The organism is Archangium violaceum (assembly GCF_016859125.1).
GTDB classification, from domain to species: domain Bacteria; phylum Myxococcota; class Myxococcia; order Myxococcales; family Myxococcaceae; genus Archangium; species Archangium violaceum_A.
The window spans coordinates 12350874-12366238 of sequence record NZ_CP069338.1 but is presented as its reverse complement, the minus strand read 5'-3'; the positions used below and the strand labels follow the sequence as shown (position 1 = coordinate 12366238).

Genomic DNA, 15365 nt, shown 5'->3' with positions numbered 1-15365 from the left:
CGAGGCCCTATCTAGGATGCGCGGCTTCCATGCGGCGCACGTCCTTCACCAACGACTTCTCCTGGTCCAAGAGCCGTCACGAGAAGCTCCAGGAATGCCAGCGGGCCTACTACTTCTACTACTACCGCTCCTGGGGAGGCTGGGAGTCGGGCGCGCCCAGGGAGGTGCGCGAGCTGTACGTGCTCAAGAAGCTGGGCAACCGCTACACCTGGGCGGGCAGCGTGGTGCACGACGCCATCCGGGACGCGCTGCTGGACTGGCGGGCGGGGCGCGAGGTGGATCCGGCGAAGGTGGAGAAGCGGGCGCTCGAGCTGATGCGGGAGGACTTCCGGTACTCGCGCGGCAAGTCGTACTGGACGCAGAAGTACCGCAAGACGTTCTCCGGCCTGGTGGAGCACGAGTACGACGAGGCCGTGCCGGACGAGGCCTGGAAGCAGAACGCGGAGACGGTGCGCTCGGCGCTCGGCTGGTTCTTCAACTCGAGCTGGCCGGCGCTGGTGCGGGCGCTGAAGCCCGCGCAGTGGCTGGAGGTGGACGCGGGCGCGGACTTCTCCACCTTCACGCTGGACGGGGTGAAGGTCTTCGCCATTCCGGACTTCGCCTTCGTGGACGCGGAGGGCTCGCCGGTGGTGGTGGACTGGAAGACGGGGAAGGCGCGGGACGGCTACGACGAGCAGGTACTGGGCTACGCGCTCTACGTGTCGCAGCGCTACCGGCTGCCCCTGGAGAAGGTGCGCGCGTCGCTGGTGTACCTGAACGACGGGGTGGAGCAGCAGGTGCAGGTGGACCGCGACGCGGTGGAGGGCTTCAAGTCCCGCTTCGCGCAGAGCGTGGCGCGGATGCGCGAGCTGCTGGAGGACCCGGCCACCAACACGCCCAAGGGCGAGTCCGCCTTCGCGCAGACGGACAACCTGGCCGCGTGCGCCCGCTGCGCCTTCCGCCGCCCCTGTGGCCGCGAGCAGGCGGCGGCGAAGGTGGCCTGAGTCTCAGGCCGTCAAAGTCTTGCCGCCATCCACGGCCAGGACCCAGAGTGTCCGAATGAAACCCTCAGATACTTGGACAAGGCTCCTTACCCCCATCCTCCTCGTATTGCTGACTTCCTGTGGCGCCACTCATCATGCGGCCCCTGCCAGCCCCAGAGAGCTCATGGGTCTCGTGCTCCTCATCGAGGAGACGCCCCATGGGCAGGTGACTCACTCCTGGCGGCGCGTCGAGGATCTCGACCTCTCGCATTATCGCCAGCCATTGGGTGCTGGCAGGCCTACCGGGACTGCGAGGAACTGCAGGAGTTGCGAGGGCGTCAGACCCATGAATTCACCGCGACAGAGAGCGCCGTTGAATGGCTGAAGCGCAATCGCAAGGCGATTCTGGTTGGAAGCGTCGTCGTCATCGCGGGGGTGGTCTTCGTCGTGGCTTCCGCTGGGGCTGGGGCTCTCGTGCTCGCGCCTGTCGTACTGCTGACCTCGGCAGGAGTCCCTGATGGCTCGCACCTCACGACGGTGTCTCCATGAACATGCATGAGCTCCTTCCCAAAGTGCAGGAGTTGCTCGTACGCCTTAGGACAACTGCTTCCTCCGAAGAGAAGGAACTGCTGGCGGTTGCCTATTTCGCTTTGGACTTCATCGAGGTGACGGGCAACTTCTACCCATTCGAGGCGTTCCTCCAGAGCTGGAACAGCCCGGATGGCACTCTCCCCACGGTGGCGTCCTTCGGCTCGCTCGAGGAGGCGGAGACCTGGTTGAAGGAGCACCCCGAGCCGCCGCATGGAGCCTATGTCCTGGTTTCCGGCCAGCCCTACTCCGTCTTCCACTTCCGCCACCTCGACAGGAGGCTGCTACTCCCGGCCCGCTCTCCTGGGACACGCGCGTCGGAGTGAAACCCTCAAGTCGTTCCTCGACGATACCGCGTGGCGACAGTTGAGGATGACCTGGGGAACCAGAGGCACCAGGGGAGTGCTCCTTCCGCCGCCCCTGTGGCCGCGAGCAGGCGGGGGCGAAGGTGGCCTGAGGCGGGCGGCCTACCGTCCCAGCGAGAGGCGCCGCACCACGACGCCCGCCGCGTTCATGCCGAACACGGAGGTGACGAAGGCCACGCTGCCGTCGATCTGGTTGCGGTGCTCGCAGGAGTGGAAGTCGTTGTCGTTGGGGCACACGCAGGTGAAGCCGTCGTCGGCGTCGTAGCGCAGGGACACGGGCTGGCGGCGCGTCTCGATGGAGTAGACGGCGGTGATGCCCGTGGGCCGGTCGGTGTTCACCGCGTACTTGCGCTTGAGCAGCTTGCGGATGTCCTTGGCGAAGGGATCCATGTGCGTCTCGCACAGGTCCTCCACTCGGATGGCCGTGGGATCCAACCGGGCCGCCGCGCCCATGGAGCTCACCACCGGGATGCCCAGGCTGACGCAGCGGTGGAGCAGGTGCAGCTTCGCCTTCACGTTGTCGATGGCGTCCACCACGTAGTCGTAGCTGCCCGGGGCGAGCAACTGGTCGGCCAGCTCGTCGCGGTAGAACTCGCGCAGGGCCTCGACGTGGGCGTCGGGGTTGATCTCCTTGCAGCGCTGCGCCATCAGCTCCGCCTTGGGCTTGCCCACCGTCTTCGCGGTGGCGTGGAGCTGCCGGTTGGCGTTGGTGACGCACACGGTGTCGAAGTCCACCAGCGTGAGGTGGCCAATCCCGCTGCGCACCAGTCCCTCGGCGGCGTAGCTGCCCACGCCACCCAGGCCGAACACCACGACGCGGGCCTTGGACAGCCGCTCCATCGCCGAATCACCGAGCAGGCGGCCGGTGCGATCGAAGCGCCGGTGCAGCTTGAAGGGCTTGGGCTCCGAGGGGGCGGGGGTGCCAGGGGCGGCGGGGATGGTCTCGGGGGGAGGGGGCTGCGGATTCATGGTTTGCCTCTATAACGCGACGGCATCCCTACCGCGAAGACGTGGGAAAGGCTTCCCGGAACAGGCGGCGGGCATTCTCGGTCGTCCGCTGGGCGAGCACCTCCACCGGCTCCCCCAGGACCCGGGCCATGCCCTCGATGATGCGCGGCAGGTAGCCGGGCTCCGAGCGTTGCCCCCGGTGGGGCGTGGGGGCCTGGTCCGGGGCGTCCGTCTCGGCCATCAACCGGTCGGGGGGGATGACGCGCAGGGCGTCCAGGGGCTTGCGCGCCTCGGCCCAGGTGACGGGGCCCGCGAAGGAGAAATAGCAGCCCTTCTGGATGTAGAAGCGCGCCAGGTCCGCGCCCCCTCCGTAGCTGTGCATGAGCACGCCGGCCTCGGGCAGGGGCTCCTGCTTGAAGAGCTCGATGAGCGCGGGGTGGGCCCGGAAGCAGTGCATGAGCACCGGCAGGCCGTGCTTGCGCGCGAGCTCCAGGTGCCGCCGCAACACCGCCACCTGCCGCTCCAGGGGAGCCCCCGCGGTGGAGGGCCCGTCCAGGCCGCACTCGCCCACGGCGATGGCACCCCCTCGAGCGAGGAGCGCGTCCAGACGCTCGAGGTGTTCCCCGTCTTCCTCGGGGGGGATGTCCGGGAGCAGCTGCGGGTGGATGCCGAGCCCCACCTGGAGGCGCGGCTCGGCGCGGGACATGGCCAGCAGCGGCTCCCAGTTCTCCGGGCCCACGCCCGGCACGAGGATGCCGTGCAGTCCAGCGGCCCAGGCCCGGGTGAGCACTTCGTCGCGGTCCGGATCGAAACGCGGTGCGTCGAGATGGCAGTGGGTGTCAATCATCGGAAAGGTCCGGTGGCGCTTCGTTCGTCCGTCGTTCAGCCCGCGACAACGGGCACGGTGTGGGTGCCCGAATCCCCCTCCCGGTGGTTCGGGGCGAGCCTATACGCACGCGGCGGTTTCGGAGGGTCCATATGACCAAGCGTGTTGTCATCAGTGCGCTCGCGGGCGCTCTGATGGTGGTGGCGACAGGCTGTTCTTCTGAGGAGTGCGTCGACCAATTCGATTGTCTCAACGACAGGGGTGCCCCAGCCGAGGGCCTGCAGTGGGTCTGCATCGCCAACAAGTGCGAGGAGCGGGCAACCCAACCTCCCTCCGGCGAGGACGCGGGCACGGAGATGGACGCGGGCACGGAGACGGACGCCGGTACGGAGACGGACGCGGGCACGGATGCCGGGACGATGACCGTCGACAAGGGTGGGGCCTGCACCGCCTCCGCGGAGTGCATGGCGGGCCTGCGCTGCGAGAGCGCCGGGGGGGGCAGGACGTGCCAGCCGCTCCACATCGCGGTGACCGCCTCCCTGAACGGTGGGACTGGCCCCATCGAGGCGGTGGCGGTGTCCGCTGAGTCGGGCGCCACCGCGTTCGAGCTCAGCGAGGTCGCGGGCCCGAGCCGTTTCCCGCGCTGGAACACGGACGGCTCCGCCGTGGCATTCGTGGAGGAGGAGACCGCTGGCGATCCGGCGCTCGTCTCCCGGAGCATTCCGCGCACCGCGGGGGCGAAGACGCCCCTCACCACCGCCGGCACCGCTGGCACCGAGGACTTCCGGCACCTGGAGTGGGAGCCGTCGTCCAGCGTCACCTGGGTCAAGAAGGCCGGGACGAGCATCTCGGGCATCTACGCCATCCCCGGCGAGGGGGGGGGCGCCGTCGAGGAACTCTCCCCCAACGGCGGGTTCCCGTCGTGGAAGAACGCGCAGACCTTCGCCTACAGCGCCAAGGGGCTGGGTCTGCAGACCCGGACGATCGGTGCGGAGTCCCAGGCGGTGCCCGGTGGCGAGGCGGGCGAGCAGCCCAAGTACAACAGGGTGAACGACTTCCTGCTCTATCTGGCCAGCAAGGGGTCCGACACCTTCTCGGGGGGTGAGGAACAACCCCTGTACGAGCTTTTTACCCTCCCCGCTGCCGGGGCGTCCTCCAACCCCATTGCCAGCCTGAGCGCGCCGACGCCCGCGACGGACGGCGAGGTCAAGTCGTTCATCACGGCCCACAACTGGGCACCGGACGGGACGTACGTCACCTACGTCCGGGCCTTCTATTACGATCCGGCTGACACCACTGCCCAGGCCATCATCTGCGGCAATCCGGGTGCGCAGTGTGGGGACCAGGCGGGCCCCAACGTCTACCTGCAGCGCACCAATCCCGAGAATGGCCAGGTGGTGGGCGATCCGATCCTCGTGGCGAGCAATGCCACGCTGCCGGCGGTCTCCCCGGACGGGTATTTCGTGGCCTACGTGCAGGGACAGCGGCTCTACATGAAGCGCATCAACCCCACGGATTGGAACCTCGGGGAGGCTGTCGTGCTCACCCCGGATACGATGAAGGTGCAGACCAACCTCGGCGACGACCACCGTCCTCGCTGGCAGCCCCGGTAGTCCTCTGTAGAGCGCGGTAGGGGCTGACGCCCGCGTCCCGGAAGTCACGGGGCGCGGGCGTTTCCATGTAGACACTCCCTCGCGTTCGAGGACTTGCCTCCCGGCGCGAAGCGACGTACGCAGGCGCCCCCTGTTTCCCGCTCCGCGGGCGCTCTCGATTGGGAGGACTCTGGATGAAGCTCCACGCCGCGCTCATTCTGCTGGCCCTGGTTGGCTGTGCGACCGTTTCGTCGTCGCGCTCCAGTGATGCCGAGCCCCTGGCCGGCAGCGGTGGCCCCGGGGGAGACGTGCGTGGCGGCTCCGAGCCGGTGCGCATGGAGACGCCCGCGGGGACCTTCCTCGTGCACCCCAACAACGCCGAGGACTTCGCGAAGCTGCTCGCGGGCGAGCCCACCGACAAGCAGTACATGTCCGTCTCGGACGTGCCCTGAGGGCCTCCGAGCGGGCTCACCCGGGAAGGGGAGTCTCAGCGCACCAGGACGATGCGTCGTCCCAGGGCCCGGGTCATCTGGGGCGAGGTGACCAGCTTGAGCACCTCGAGGCGCTCTCCGCCAGCCGTGTCATAGGCCGCCGCGATGAGCTCCCCCACCGTCAGCGCCGGAGCCGCCTTGCGTTGGGTGGCCCGCCGCGGTGCCGGCATGACGCGCCGTCCCTGCCGCTTGACCGAACCGCCCTTGCGTGTCGCCGTCTTGGCCATGGTGTGTCCTCCTACCCGCACCTCTGGGGTTGATGGACTGATACGGCCAAATCAGATGCATGCAGCGTGCCAGGGGGCCGTCCGTCTGCCTCCTGGGCGCCCCCATGGGATATCAGGTATTTACAATCAGCACTTGTCTCGGACCGTGGGGCGGGATTCCAAATTTCGTTCACTCTTCCAGGGACAGTGGCTCGTTTCGTCGAGTCTTTTCGTCCACATCTGACACGCGAGTCAGGTAAGGCCAGCCCATGAACGTCCAGGTTCTGTTCCACGACAGTTGCTTCGACGGGGCCGCGAGCGCGGCGGTCTTCAGCCGCTTCTATCGCGAGCGCGTCCGGCCGGATGCCCGCTTCAGCTACCGGGGCTTGTCCCACCAGGCGGGGGGGGCGGCCATCGATCCGTCCGTCTTCACCGGGGACGAGAACGTCATCGTCGACTTCCGCTACAGCCAGGATCCGCGGCTGTCCTGGTGGTTCGACCACCACGTCTCCGCCTTCCAGCAACCCGGTGACGAGGCCCATTTCCGCGCCGACACCAGCGGGCACAAGTTCCATGATCCGCACCGCAAGAGCTGCACCTGCTATCTCGCGGACGTGGCGCGCGAGCGCTTCGGGTGGGATCCCTCGCCCATGGCGGACCTCCTGCACTGGGCGGAGATCATCGACGGCGCGCTCTTCCCCAACCCGGAGATGGCCGTGGCGTTGGAGGAGCCCGCCCTGCGCATCATGACGGTGCTCGAGGCCAACAAGGACCCCGCGCTCATCCCCCAGGTGATTGAACGGATGCAGGGCGAGTCGCTGGCGTCCATCGCCGCCTCTCCCCTCATCTCCGGGCCGCTCGCGCCGCTGCTCGAGCGCCACCGGCGCCACATCGACCTGGTGCGCGCCAAGGCCCGCTACGACAAGGGCGTCGTCTCCTTCGATCTCGTGGAGGAGGGAGTCGACAGCCTCAACAAGTTCATCGCCTACGCGCTCTACCCCGAGGCCCGCTACACCCTCTGGGTGGGGCAGGGCCCCTCGCGCGCCAAGGTGTCGCTCGGCTCCAACCCGTGGCGCCCCCAGGAGCGGCGGCATGACCTGGCCGCCATCGCCTCTCGCTACGGTGGAGGGGGGCACCCCGTGGTGGCCGCCATCAGCTTCAAGGCCGGCGAGACCGCTCGCGCCCGTTCCGCCTACCTGGAAATCCTGTCCGAGCTGTCCGGGTAGGCACGGCCACTACATTTTGCGAGCCTCGCAAATTTTGCGAGGTTCCAGGCCGCAACACATGCAGTGCCATTTCTCCGACACTCGTCGTTTCAGGGGGTTGGCAGGCGGCCTGCCGTTTGCTGGTCGTCCCGCGCGTGAACGCCTCCCTCCCGAAATTCCAGTGTCATCAGAATGCATTACGTATTCCTGATCCGATGGTCCGTGAGGGCACAAGCAACCTGGCGCCGGCCTGCCCGATAATGGACGTGCTCGGGTTTTCCTGTGATTTTCCCATCGCGGGAGTCGGGTCCGGGTCCGGTCGGGTGCGTGTCGTGGGCCGGTTTGCGTCTGCTCGGAGCAGTGAGGGACCCTCTCCCCGCGAGAGGACTCACGGGGTGGGGCGGCGTGCTTCCTGCGCGGTGTCGGGTTCCGGACGTTCGATGGTCTGAGAATACTTTGTCTTTTCTGTAAGACCGGGTACTGTGCACTCCCGTATAGAGTTGGTGGAATGAACGACCACGTAAATCCAGCGAATCCGGGGCGGCGCGCCGGTGGCTTCACCCTCGTCGAGGTGATGATGGTCGTGGCGATCCTGGGCGTGCTGATCGCGATGACCCTGGTGGCCTTCGACGCGATGGGCCGGCGTGGAGCGCTGCAGAATGTCGCCTTCGATCTACAGGGAGTGCTGACCACGGCGCGTGCCCAGGCGAGCTCGCGCGGCCATCCGGTATGGGTCGTCGTGTACACGACGGCCAGCCGCGAGGATCGGTTGGCGACGACGGGACAGGGCGCGTTCGCCCTGGTCGAGGATCCGGATGGCCGGTTCGTGCGTGCGCCCGCCGATCTCTTCGCGCTGCCCATCGACAAGACGTCGGCGGACGTGTCGGCGACGTACTTCCTGGAGGACTACAGCAAGCAGGTGCGCTTCGCGGCGCTGACTCCAGGTCAAGAGGGCCAGTATGGCCCTCCCTTCGCCGCGCTCAAGGTCCAGACCTGCAGCTTCTGTTCGGTGGATGCACCCGTGCGTGGCGCCATCGTCTTCCGTGCGGATGGGAGCGCCCGTTTCGTCGACGGGCAGGGCGAGCACAAGGACGGTGCGAACCAGGCGCTGGCCCTGAGCACGGTGGACCGCACGAACCAGTACCTCTTCGCCATCTCTGGCCCCTCGGCCTACGTGGCGACCTTCTCCCCCTGATGCCGACCGGAGGATCTGCCATGGACCTCGCTTCCCGACGCCGTCTCCGCCGTATGGGTTCCGCTCCTCGTGGGGTGTCGCTCATCGAAGGAATGGTCGCTTCCGTGGTGTTCCTCATCGGTCTGGTGGGGGTGTTCCAGGGCATCATGGTGGCCAGCGAGCAGAACGCGATGGCCAACCACGTCAACCGTGCTTCTGGCATCGCCTCCCAGGTCCGCATGGCGCTGGACTCGCTGGGCCATGATCGGGTGATCGGCGTGCCGGCGGGAAACGGGGGCCTGCTCTCTGGCGATTGCAACCCGGGCGCGGACGTGCAGGCGCTCGCCGGAGGGATGGAGAACCTGGATCCCGACGACGGTGAGAACTGGAACATCCGGTGCATCTTCGACCTCGATGCCTACGAGCAGAACGTGGCGCCCGGCGCCAGGCTGCTTCCCGGCTATTCGGAGGCGGACGCGGGCCGCTTCCGTCGCGTCCTGGTGTGGGTGTCGCGGTTGGATGCGGTCTCCCAGGTCCGTATCGATGAGGTGGCGATCGTCGTGTCGTGGAAGGAGATGGGCCGGCGGCGCTTCGTGCGTCAGATCATTGGCTTCTACGACGCGAGCGCCTTCGGCAACGCGACCAACGTCGAAATCTGAGTGGTCCCCATGCCCCGTTCGAAATCCCCCCTGCCTCACGCGCCGCGCGGCTTCACGCTGGTCGAACTGCTGGTTGGCGCGGTCGCCACCAGCATCATCCTCTTTGGCGTGGCGTTCACCGTCGCGGCGGTGCAGGGCTCGTATCAGGCCGAGTCGCGCATCAAGGTGGCGGTGGAGGGGGTGCGCACGGCGAGCACCTTCATCGAGCAACGGCTGCGTCTGGCCGGCTACGGGGTGGATCCTCGCTTCGCGTTCGACTTCGATCCCGCCCCGTTGGCTGGCAGGTTGAAGAGCAACGACGTGGTCGACCTGGGGGCCGGGGTCCCCGTGGCCGTGACGGATGATCTGGCCTTCCGTTACCGGGATCCCTCGTGGTTGCGCCGGGGCACCTACAACGACGAGGACGGTCTGGCGCTCGAGAACGAGGACACCTTCGGCAGGGACTTCCGCGAGGGCCAGCGCTTCATCGTCTCGTGCGTGGGCGGGAGTGAATACGTGGTGCTGCGGGGGCGCGAGGGCCTGGCGAAGGGCGCCAGCGGCTCGAGCAACTTCGATGTGGACGCGGGCCTCTCTTCCGTGGGCGCGGACGCCGGGTGTCTGCGCCGGGAGGGAAGCAATGCGCCCTACGTCATGATGCTGCACGAGCTGCGCATCCGCATCATGAACATGGGGGGCCGTCCATTCCTGATGGCCTTCCAGGGGCTCGACACGCTGGATGAGGCCACCGCCGTCCCGCTGGCCGCGGACGTGGAGTCGTTCCAGGTGGCCTATGTGATGAACCGGCCGCCGCCGGCCACGCCCTTCGTGCTCGAGCCCGTGGACAAGGCCTCCGTGCCCGTGAACTGGGTGCTGGGTGACGTGGGCAGCGCGGACACGGAGCGCATCCCCAATGAGTCCGTCCTCCCGGCCCCCATGTACCAGACGGCCTACGACGACCCGGCACGCTTCAACGCGCATCCCGCGAACATCCGGGCCGTGCGCGTGACCATCGGCGTGCGCTCGACGCGCCCCGAATCCAGCGGGCGCCGTGCCTTCAATCGCGCGGACCTGGAGGACTCGGAAGAGGGTGACGAGCCCGGGGCTCCAGCGGATGGCTACTACCGGACCAACATGACCACGACGGTGCGCGTGCCGAACATGCTGTCGCGCTCCGCCTTCAATCCCGAGGTGGGCACCTCGCCCGCCGATATCGCGTGGGGAGGCTGACCCATCATGAAGCTGCCGAGGACCAGGGTCCCCCGAGGCAATGCCCTGTTGCTCACCATCATCGCCATCGCCGTGCTGATGGTGTTGGTGGGAGGAGCCATCCAGTTCACCAACCGCAACCGCGAGGCGTCCGCCGAGAAGCTGCGGGGTGATCGTGTCAACCTCTGCGCGGAGGCGGCGCGCCGCCACCTCCTGTCCCGCCTGTCGCTGTTCCAGGCGACGGGGACGCTGCAGATCCTCGACACGAAGCTCATCGATGATCCGGATCCGGAAGCGCGCTCGCGAATGATGACCGGGCACTACGGTGATGGCCCGGTTGCCACGGTGAAGACCGTGGATGCAGTGACGATGGGTGCCGCGGGCCGCCAGGCCTTTGGCATCGAGAATTCCGTTCCCACCTCCACCACGCTGGGTGGGCAGTACTACCGGGTGGTGGTCAAGTGCGAGGAGCCCTCGGGGAGCGGTCGCGAGTCCGAGGTCGAGTTCCTCTTCCGTTACGGCCTGTGAGGGAAGGCGCCATGTTCCGCAAGCTGACGTTATGTCTCGTTGCCCTGCTGGTGGTGGTGCTCCGGGCGGATACCGCAGTCGCCATTGATCAGGCGGCCTGCTGTCTGCCGACCACGTCCCGGTTGGATTCGTTGATGAACCCGGTGCAGGGCGGAGACGAGAAGTTCTTCTCCCGCCCGGGCGGGCCCCCCAACATCCTCTTCATCATCGACACCTCCGGCTCGATGCACGCCTGGCCGATGACGTGGCCGACCAGCAAGGGGTGCTCGCACGATCAGATCAACAACCTGGGCTACAACGAGGAGGAGACGTACCCACGCCTGTGGACGGGGCTCAAGACCCAGTCCGACGACTGGTTCGCCACGAACAAGTACTACGACGCACCCGCGGGCGGTTACGGCTACAACTTCAAGGGGGCCCCGTCCGCCAACTCGTGGACGAGCCCGGCCGACGCGTGCGGCGCCATGCCCAAGGCGGACCGGTCGCTCTGCCAGCAGTGCCTCGACACCCGGGGCTACTACGTCCAGAACAACTCGATGCGGCGGGTGAAGGGCAACTTCCTCAACTTCTACGCGCCGCGTGACTCCGGTGCCGTCAAGGTGCTGGCCGACGTCATCCGCGACCTGCGCGAGGTGCGCTTCGGGGTGATGGGCTTCCAGACCGCCAACACGAACGCGTGCTGGGGCAGGAAGTCGAACAACTACAACGCCCAGTGCCTCTGCATCTCCCAGAGCGTTGGACCCACGTGCGACAAGTCCTACCCGCTGGACTCCAGCTCGGTGGAGAGCAACCGCAACAGCGTCCTCAACACCCTCACCAACCACGGGGGTGATTCGGGCAAGGGGCTGGCGTGGGACGCGTGCAACACGCCGCTCGCGGATGCGCTCTACGCGGCGGGTTACTACTTCCAGTCCAAGGCGTCCCCCACGCCCTTCACCACCTACTTCGGCCCCTCCCACGCGAAGCCGTCGAACAACAACGACTTCGCGAACACGGACGGTATCTGCTTCGAGTGCGGCTTCAACGCCATCATCCTCCTGACGGACGGCGAGCCCTATGACGAGGGCAAGGTGGTCACCCTGCCTACCGCCATCACGAAGGACACGACGGAGTGCGTCGGCTGCAACACCTCCAGCCATCTGCACAAGGTGGCCAGGTTCCTGTGGAACAACGACCTGCGCTCGGACAAGGAGGGCGTGCAGAGCGTGGCCACGTACACCATCGGTTTCTCCGAGGACGTGGCCTCCAGCAAGCTGCTGCAGGAGACGGCGCGGCTGGGCGGTGGCGCGTTCTTCCCGGCCCGGAGCACCAGCGAGCTCAAGCAGGCCATCCTCGACATCCTGGACAACATCAACGCGCGCAACAACGCCTTCTCCTCGGCGGCCGTCAACAGCCTGCAGTCGCAGACCTCGTCGCAGCTGGCGGTCATCCCGCGCATGTTCCCCACGCGCAACAAGGGCTGGTTGGGCAAGCTCTACCGCTACGAGCAGTTCAACGAGTTCGTCCTGGACGAGGACCTGAACGGCGACAAGGACCGCCAGGATGTCTTCCTGACCGACAAGGATGGGAACGTCGTCGCGGAGGACGAGGAGGGCGTGTTCCGCAAGGTGGTGGGCTTCAGCGACTCGTCGGGCGGCAAGACGACGTTCGGCGACGTCGCCCAGCCGTATTGGGAAGCGGGCGAGCAGATCGAGAAGGACGGGCACGTCAGCCGGAAGATCTACACGGTGACCGACAACGGCAGGTTGAAGGGCGGCAAGGACGGGCTGTTCAATCAGGATGACGCGCTCGTCAGCTTCGACCTCAAGAACCTCGAGGAGCTCCGTCAGTACCTGGCCGTGAGCGGGGCGCCGCTGTGCCCCACCGGCTCCGGCGTCAACTACAAGCCGGGGTACATCCTGGACAAGATGGAGTACACCCCCGCGCAGGCCTCGGCGCTGTTGAACGACCGCGCGGGTGTGGGCGCGGTGTTGGTGGCCAACCCCACGACCCAGGTCGAGTTCGACAAGCTGTGCGCGGCGCTGGTCATCCAGTACGTGCGCGGACAGGACCTGTTCGACGAGGACAAGGATGATTCGCGCTGGGACACCCGGCCGTCCGCGCTGGGCGACATCTTCCACTCGTCGCCCGTGGTGGTGAGCCCGCCGGTGGACAAGTTCCTGTGTGACATGGGTGTCAGCACCCAGTGCGCGCGTACGCTCTACGCCAACTCGAAGCAGCTCGGCGTTCCGGCCACCGAGTTCGTGCCCGAGAACCTCACCATCCCCTCGTCGTGCAAGGCGGACGCCGTGCCGAAGCCGGTGGATGGGTACGACTACTACCACCACAAGCAGGGCATGCGGGAGCGGCTCATCCTCGTGGGCGCCAATGACGGCATGCTGCACGCCTTCAGCGACGGGGTCGGCTCGCAAGACTCCACCTCGTGCAACATCTCGTACGACCCGAAGACGTCGACCGGCAGGGAGGTGTGGGCCTTCATTCCGTCGGACCTGCTGCCGCGGCTGCAGGATCTGCTGCAGGGCCACGCCTACTACGTCGACGGTGACATCATGGTCCGCGACATCTGGGCGGACGAGGACAACAACGGCATGAAGTCCGCCAACGAGTTCCACACGGTGGCCGTGGTGGCCGAGGGCCGGGGTGGCACGCACTACTTCGCCCTGGAGCTGCAGTGGACCGCGGACGAGAAGCCGGCGGCGGTGGCGCCCAGGTTCCGCTGGATGTTCCCGCAGCCGTGCACGGACGAAGCGCAGCGCTTCGGCAAGACGCTCTTCAGCCTCAGCCCCAAGGCGCCACCCATCGGGCCCATCCTGCTCGAGGCGGGCGCGTCGAATGGCGTGGCGCGGGATCCATCGCAGCCGGAGAAGTACTCCGCCGAGCGTTGGGTGACGATGCTGTCCGGTGGCTGGTCTCCCGCCGGGGAGAAGGGCCGCGGCATCTACATGGTGGACGTGTGGAACGGCAGGGTGGACAAGCGTCGTGACAACCTGCTGTGGAAGTGGGAGTACGCGCCGCCGGGGAAGACCTCGGGTGACGCGGAGAAGCCGCGCGAGTACCTGAAGTATGGCTTCGTGGCGCCGGTGGCCATGGCGGACTACGGCTCCAACGACAGGCCGCGTCTCGATGGTTTCTTCGACACCGCGGTGGTGGGTGACCTGGGTGGGCAGATCTGGACGCTGCGCTTCCACGTGCCGGGTGTCACGGACAGCTCGGGCCTGGTGACCAATTGGAGCGGTGCGCGTTCCTTCTCCATGGACCGGCAGGATGTGAACCCCTCCGACGAGGAGGACATCTCCCGGCGCGCGCCCATCTACTACATGACCTCCCTGGGTCTGCAGACGGACACGAACGCCCTGCGCGCCTTCGTGGGCTCGGGCAACCGCTATTCGCTGCTGGATGATGGAGTCGGCTCCTGCCGTTACGACAACCCGCAGGCGTGCTCCAAGCTCGGGTGCTCCCAGACGCTGGTCGACTACAAGGTGACGCGTGGTATCTCGGACTACCAGCAGATGACCAATGAGTGGGCCGACGGCATCTACAAGAGCACGAAGTACACCCCGTGGGAGACCCCGTCTTCGTTCAACTACTGTGGCCCGCAGGGCAGCACGTCCTTCATCAAGGCCACGTACGAGAATCGCGACGTGAAGTCCTGCCCCAAGCTCACCGGTGGCAAGGCCGATTACGAGTTCGCCCACACCAGTGTGGAGTGTGGCCAGTACGCGTTGAACGTCTTCGATTGCCGCGTGAAGGCGACGGGCAACACGCTGAACATGGGAGATCTGGACCTCAAGCAGCCGGCGGCCTCGGACACCACGCTCGGCAGGAACCGCTTCTTCGGCATCTGGGCCTACGGCGGCTCCGAGAACCGCGTCTTCGACGAGGATCCGAACAAGTTCTCGTCCAACATGGCCGCCCAGTTCGACGAGCGGCGGCTGACGGATACCGGCGGCGCGCGTGGCACGGGCGACCTCGTCAACGTGACGGATGTCTCCTGCGCGGCCGACGGCACGTGCTCGTGCGCGAGCGGCAGCAAGACGTGCGACGCGGCGAGGCCGTTGGCCCGCTCGGATGACGCGGGTTGGTTCTACGAGTACGAGGGTCTGGAGCACAAGACGGCCAGCGGTTCGTCGCTGTTGGCGAGCTGCTCGATGTGGAACTCCATGCACTCGACCGCCGTCGCGCCGCCGGCCAACGGCAAGAAGTCCGTGGCCTGCTCCGGCTCGTACACGAGCAAGGCCCGCCTCTTCCAGGCGGACTTCATCTCCGGTGCGCCCAACTGCGCGGCGGGCTTCTCCGAGCAGGGCGTGTTCGCGCGCTACCAGGAGCGTGAGGTGATCGCTCCGCCTCCCGATGTCTCCACGTCCATCCAGGTGTCGAAGACGGGCAAGGTGAAGTACAGCACCGTCTTCCTCGAGGCCGGGCCCAACCGGGAGCAGGCCTCCGAGACGCAGGTGGCATCCGGCACCGACGTGCTGCAGTACATCTACGAGCTGCCCGTGTCGCGCGATCTGCATGCCTGCCGCCACGACCAGGAGAACGGCGGCAGGGAGTCCTGCATCCCCTCGGACATGTAGGCAGGGTTCGAAGCGGTGATTCCGGGGCCCGTCCTCGCCACATGGCGGTGACGGGCCCCGTC

Annotated in this window: 13 protein-coding genes; 10 read left to right on the top strand and 3 right to left on the bottom strand. The window is 67.1% G+C overall.

Annotated features, from left to right (window positions below; all coding sequences use genetic code 11):
• The first annotated feature begins 29 nt into the window (after positions 1 to 29).
• Positions 30 to 983, top strand: coding sequence for a PD-(D/E)XK nuclease family protein (locus JQX13_RS52195; RefSeq protein WP_203406805.1), 954 nt, complete (start codon positions 30 to 32; stop codon positions 981 to 983).
• Positions 984 to 1507: 524 nt separating this feature from the next.
• Positions 1508 to 1876 (top strand): hypothetical protein, encoded by a 369-nt coding sequence (locus JQX13_RS52190; RefSeq protein ID WP_203406804.1) that lies wholly within the window; start codon positions 1508 to 1510, stop codon positions 1874 to 1876.
• A 141-nt stretch (positions 1877 to 2017) separates the two neighbouring features.
• Here the strand turns inward: JQX13_RS52190 and JQX13_RS52185 are convergent, their stop codons facing one another.
• Positions 2018 to 2884 carry a tRNA threonylcarbamoyladenosine dehydratase gene (locus JQX13_RS52185; RefSeq protein WP_203406803.1) on the bottom strand — a complete coding sequence of 289 codons (867 nt, stop codon included), beginning with the start codon at positions 2882 to 2884 and terminating at the stop codon, positions 2018 to 2020.
• Positions 2885 to 2912: 28 nt separating this feature from the next.
• The gene (locus JQX13_RS52180) at positions 2913 to 3710 is read right to left on the bottom strand and encodes a TatD family hydrolase (protein ID WP_203406802.1); all 798 of its coding nucleotides are present in this window, start codon (positions 3708 to 3710) and stop codon (positions 2913 to 2915) included.
• A 131-nt stretch (positions 3711 to 3841) separates the two neighbouring features.
• On the opposite strand from JQX13_RS52180, the gene JQX13_RS52175 reads away from it, so the two are divergent.
• A complete protein-coding gene (locus tag JQX13_RS52175) occupies positions 3842 to 5302 on the top strand; it encodes a hypothetical protein (protein WP_203412645.1) in 1461 nt (486 codons plus the stop codon).
• A 173-nt stretch (positions 5303 to 5475) separates the two neighbouring features.
• On the top strand, positions 5476 to 5733 hold the full coding sequence (locus JQX13_RS52170) for a hypothetical protein (RefSeq protein WP_203406801.1): 258 nt from the start codon (positions 5476 to 5478) through the stop codon (positions 5731 to 5733).
• Between the two features lie 35 nt (positions 5734 to 5768).
• On the opposite strand, the gene JQX13_RS52165 is transcribed toward JQX13_RS52170, so the two are convergent.
• Positions 5769 to 5999: a hypothetical protein gene (locus tag JQX13_RS52165; RefSeq protein ID WP_203406800.1), complete on the bottom strand. Its 231-nt coding sequence runs from the start codon at positions 5997 to 5999 to the stop codon at positions 5769 to 5771.
• 248 nt (positions 6000 to 6247) lie between these two features.
• Between JQX13_RS52165 and JQX13_RS52160 the strand changes: the two genes are divergently transcribed.
• The 6 genes from JQX13_RS52160 to JQX13_RS52135 all read left to right on the top strand — a co-directional run bounded on the left by JQX13_RS52160 (position 6248) and on the right by JQX13_RS52135 (position 15303).
• Complete coding sequence (locus tag JQX13_RS52160) at positions 6248 to 7204, top strand: hypothetical protein (RefSeq protein ID WP_203406799.1); 957 nt, start codon at positions 6248 to 6250, stop codon at positions 7202 to 7204.
• 487 nt (positions 7205 to 7691) lie between these two features.
• On the top strand, positions 7692 to 8378 hold the full coding sequence (locus JQX13_RS52155; protein ID WP_203406798.1) for a prepilin-type N-terminal cleavage/methylation domain-containing protein: 687 nt from the start codon (positions 7692 to 7694) through the stop codon (positions 8376 to 8378).
• A 92-nt stretch (positions 8379 to 8470) separates the two neighbouring features.
• A complete protein-coding gene (locus tag JQX13_RS52150) occupies positions 8471 to 9016 on the top strand; it encodes a hypothetical protein (RefSeq protein WP_203406797.1) in 546 nt (181 codons plus the stop codon).
• 9 nt (positions 9017 to 9025) lie between these two features.
• Positions 9026 to 10222, top strand: coding sequence for a PilW family protein (locus JQX13_RS52145; RefSeq protein WP_203406796.1), 1197 nt, complete (start codon positions 9026 to 9028; stop codon positions 10220 to 10222).
• Positions 10223 to 10228: 6 nt separating this feature from the next.
• Positions 10229 to 10729: a hypothetical protein gene (locus JQX13_RS52140; RefSeq protein ID WP_203406795.1), complete on the top strand. Its 501-nt coding sequence runs from the start codon at positions 10229 to 10231 to the stop codon at positions 10727 to 10729.
• Between the two features lie 11 nt (positions 10730 to 10740).
• Entirely contained in the window at positions 10741 to 15303 is a 4563-nt protein-coding gene (locus JQX13_RS52135; protein WP_203406794.1) for a PilC/PilY family type IV pilus protein, read from the top strand.
• Positions 15304 to 15365: the final 62 nt, after the last annotated feature.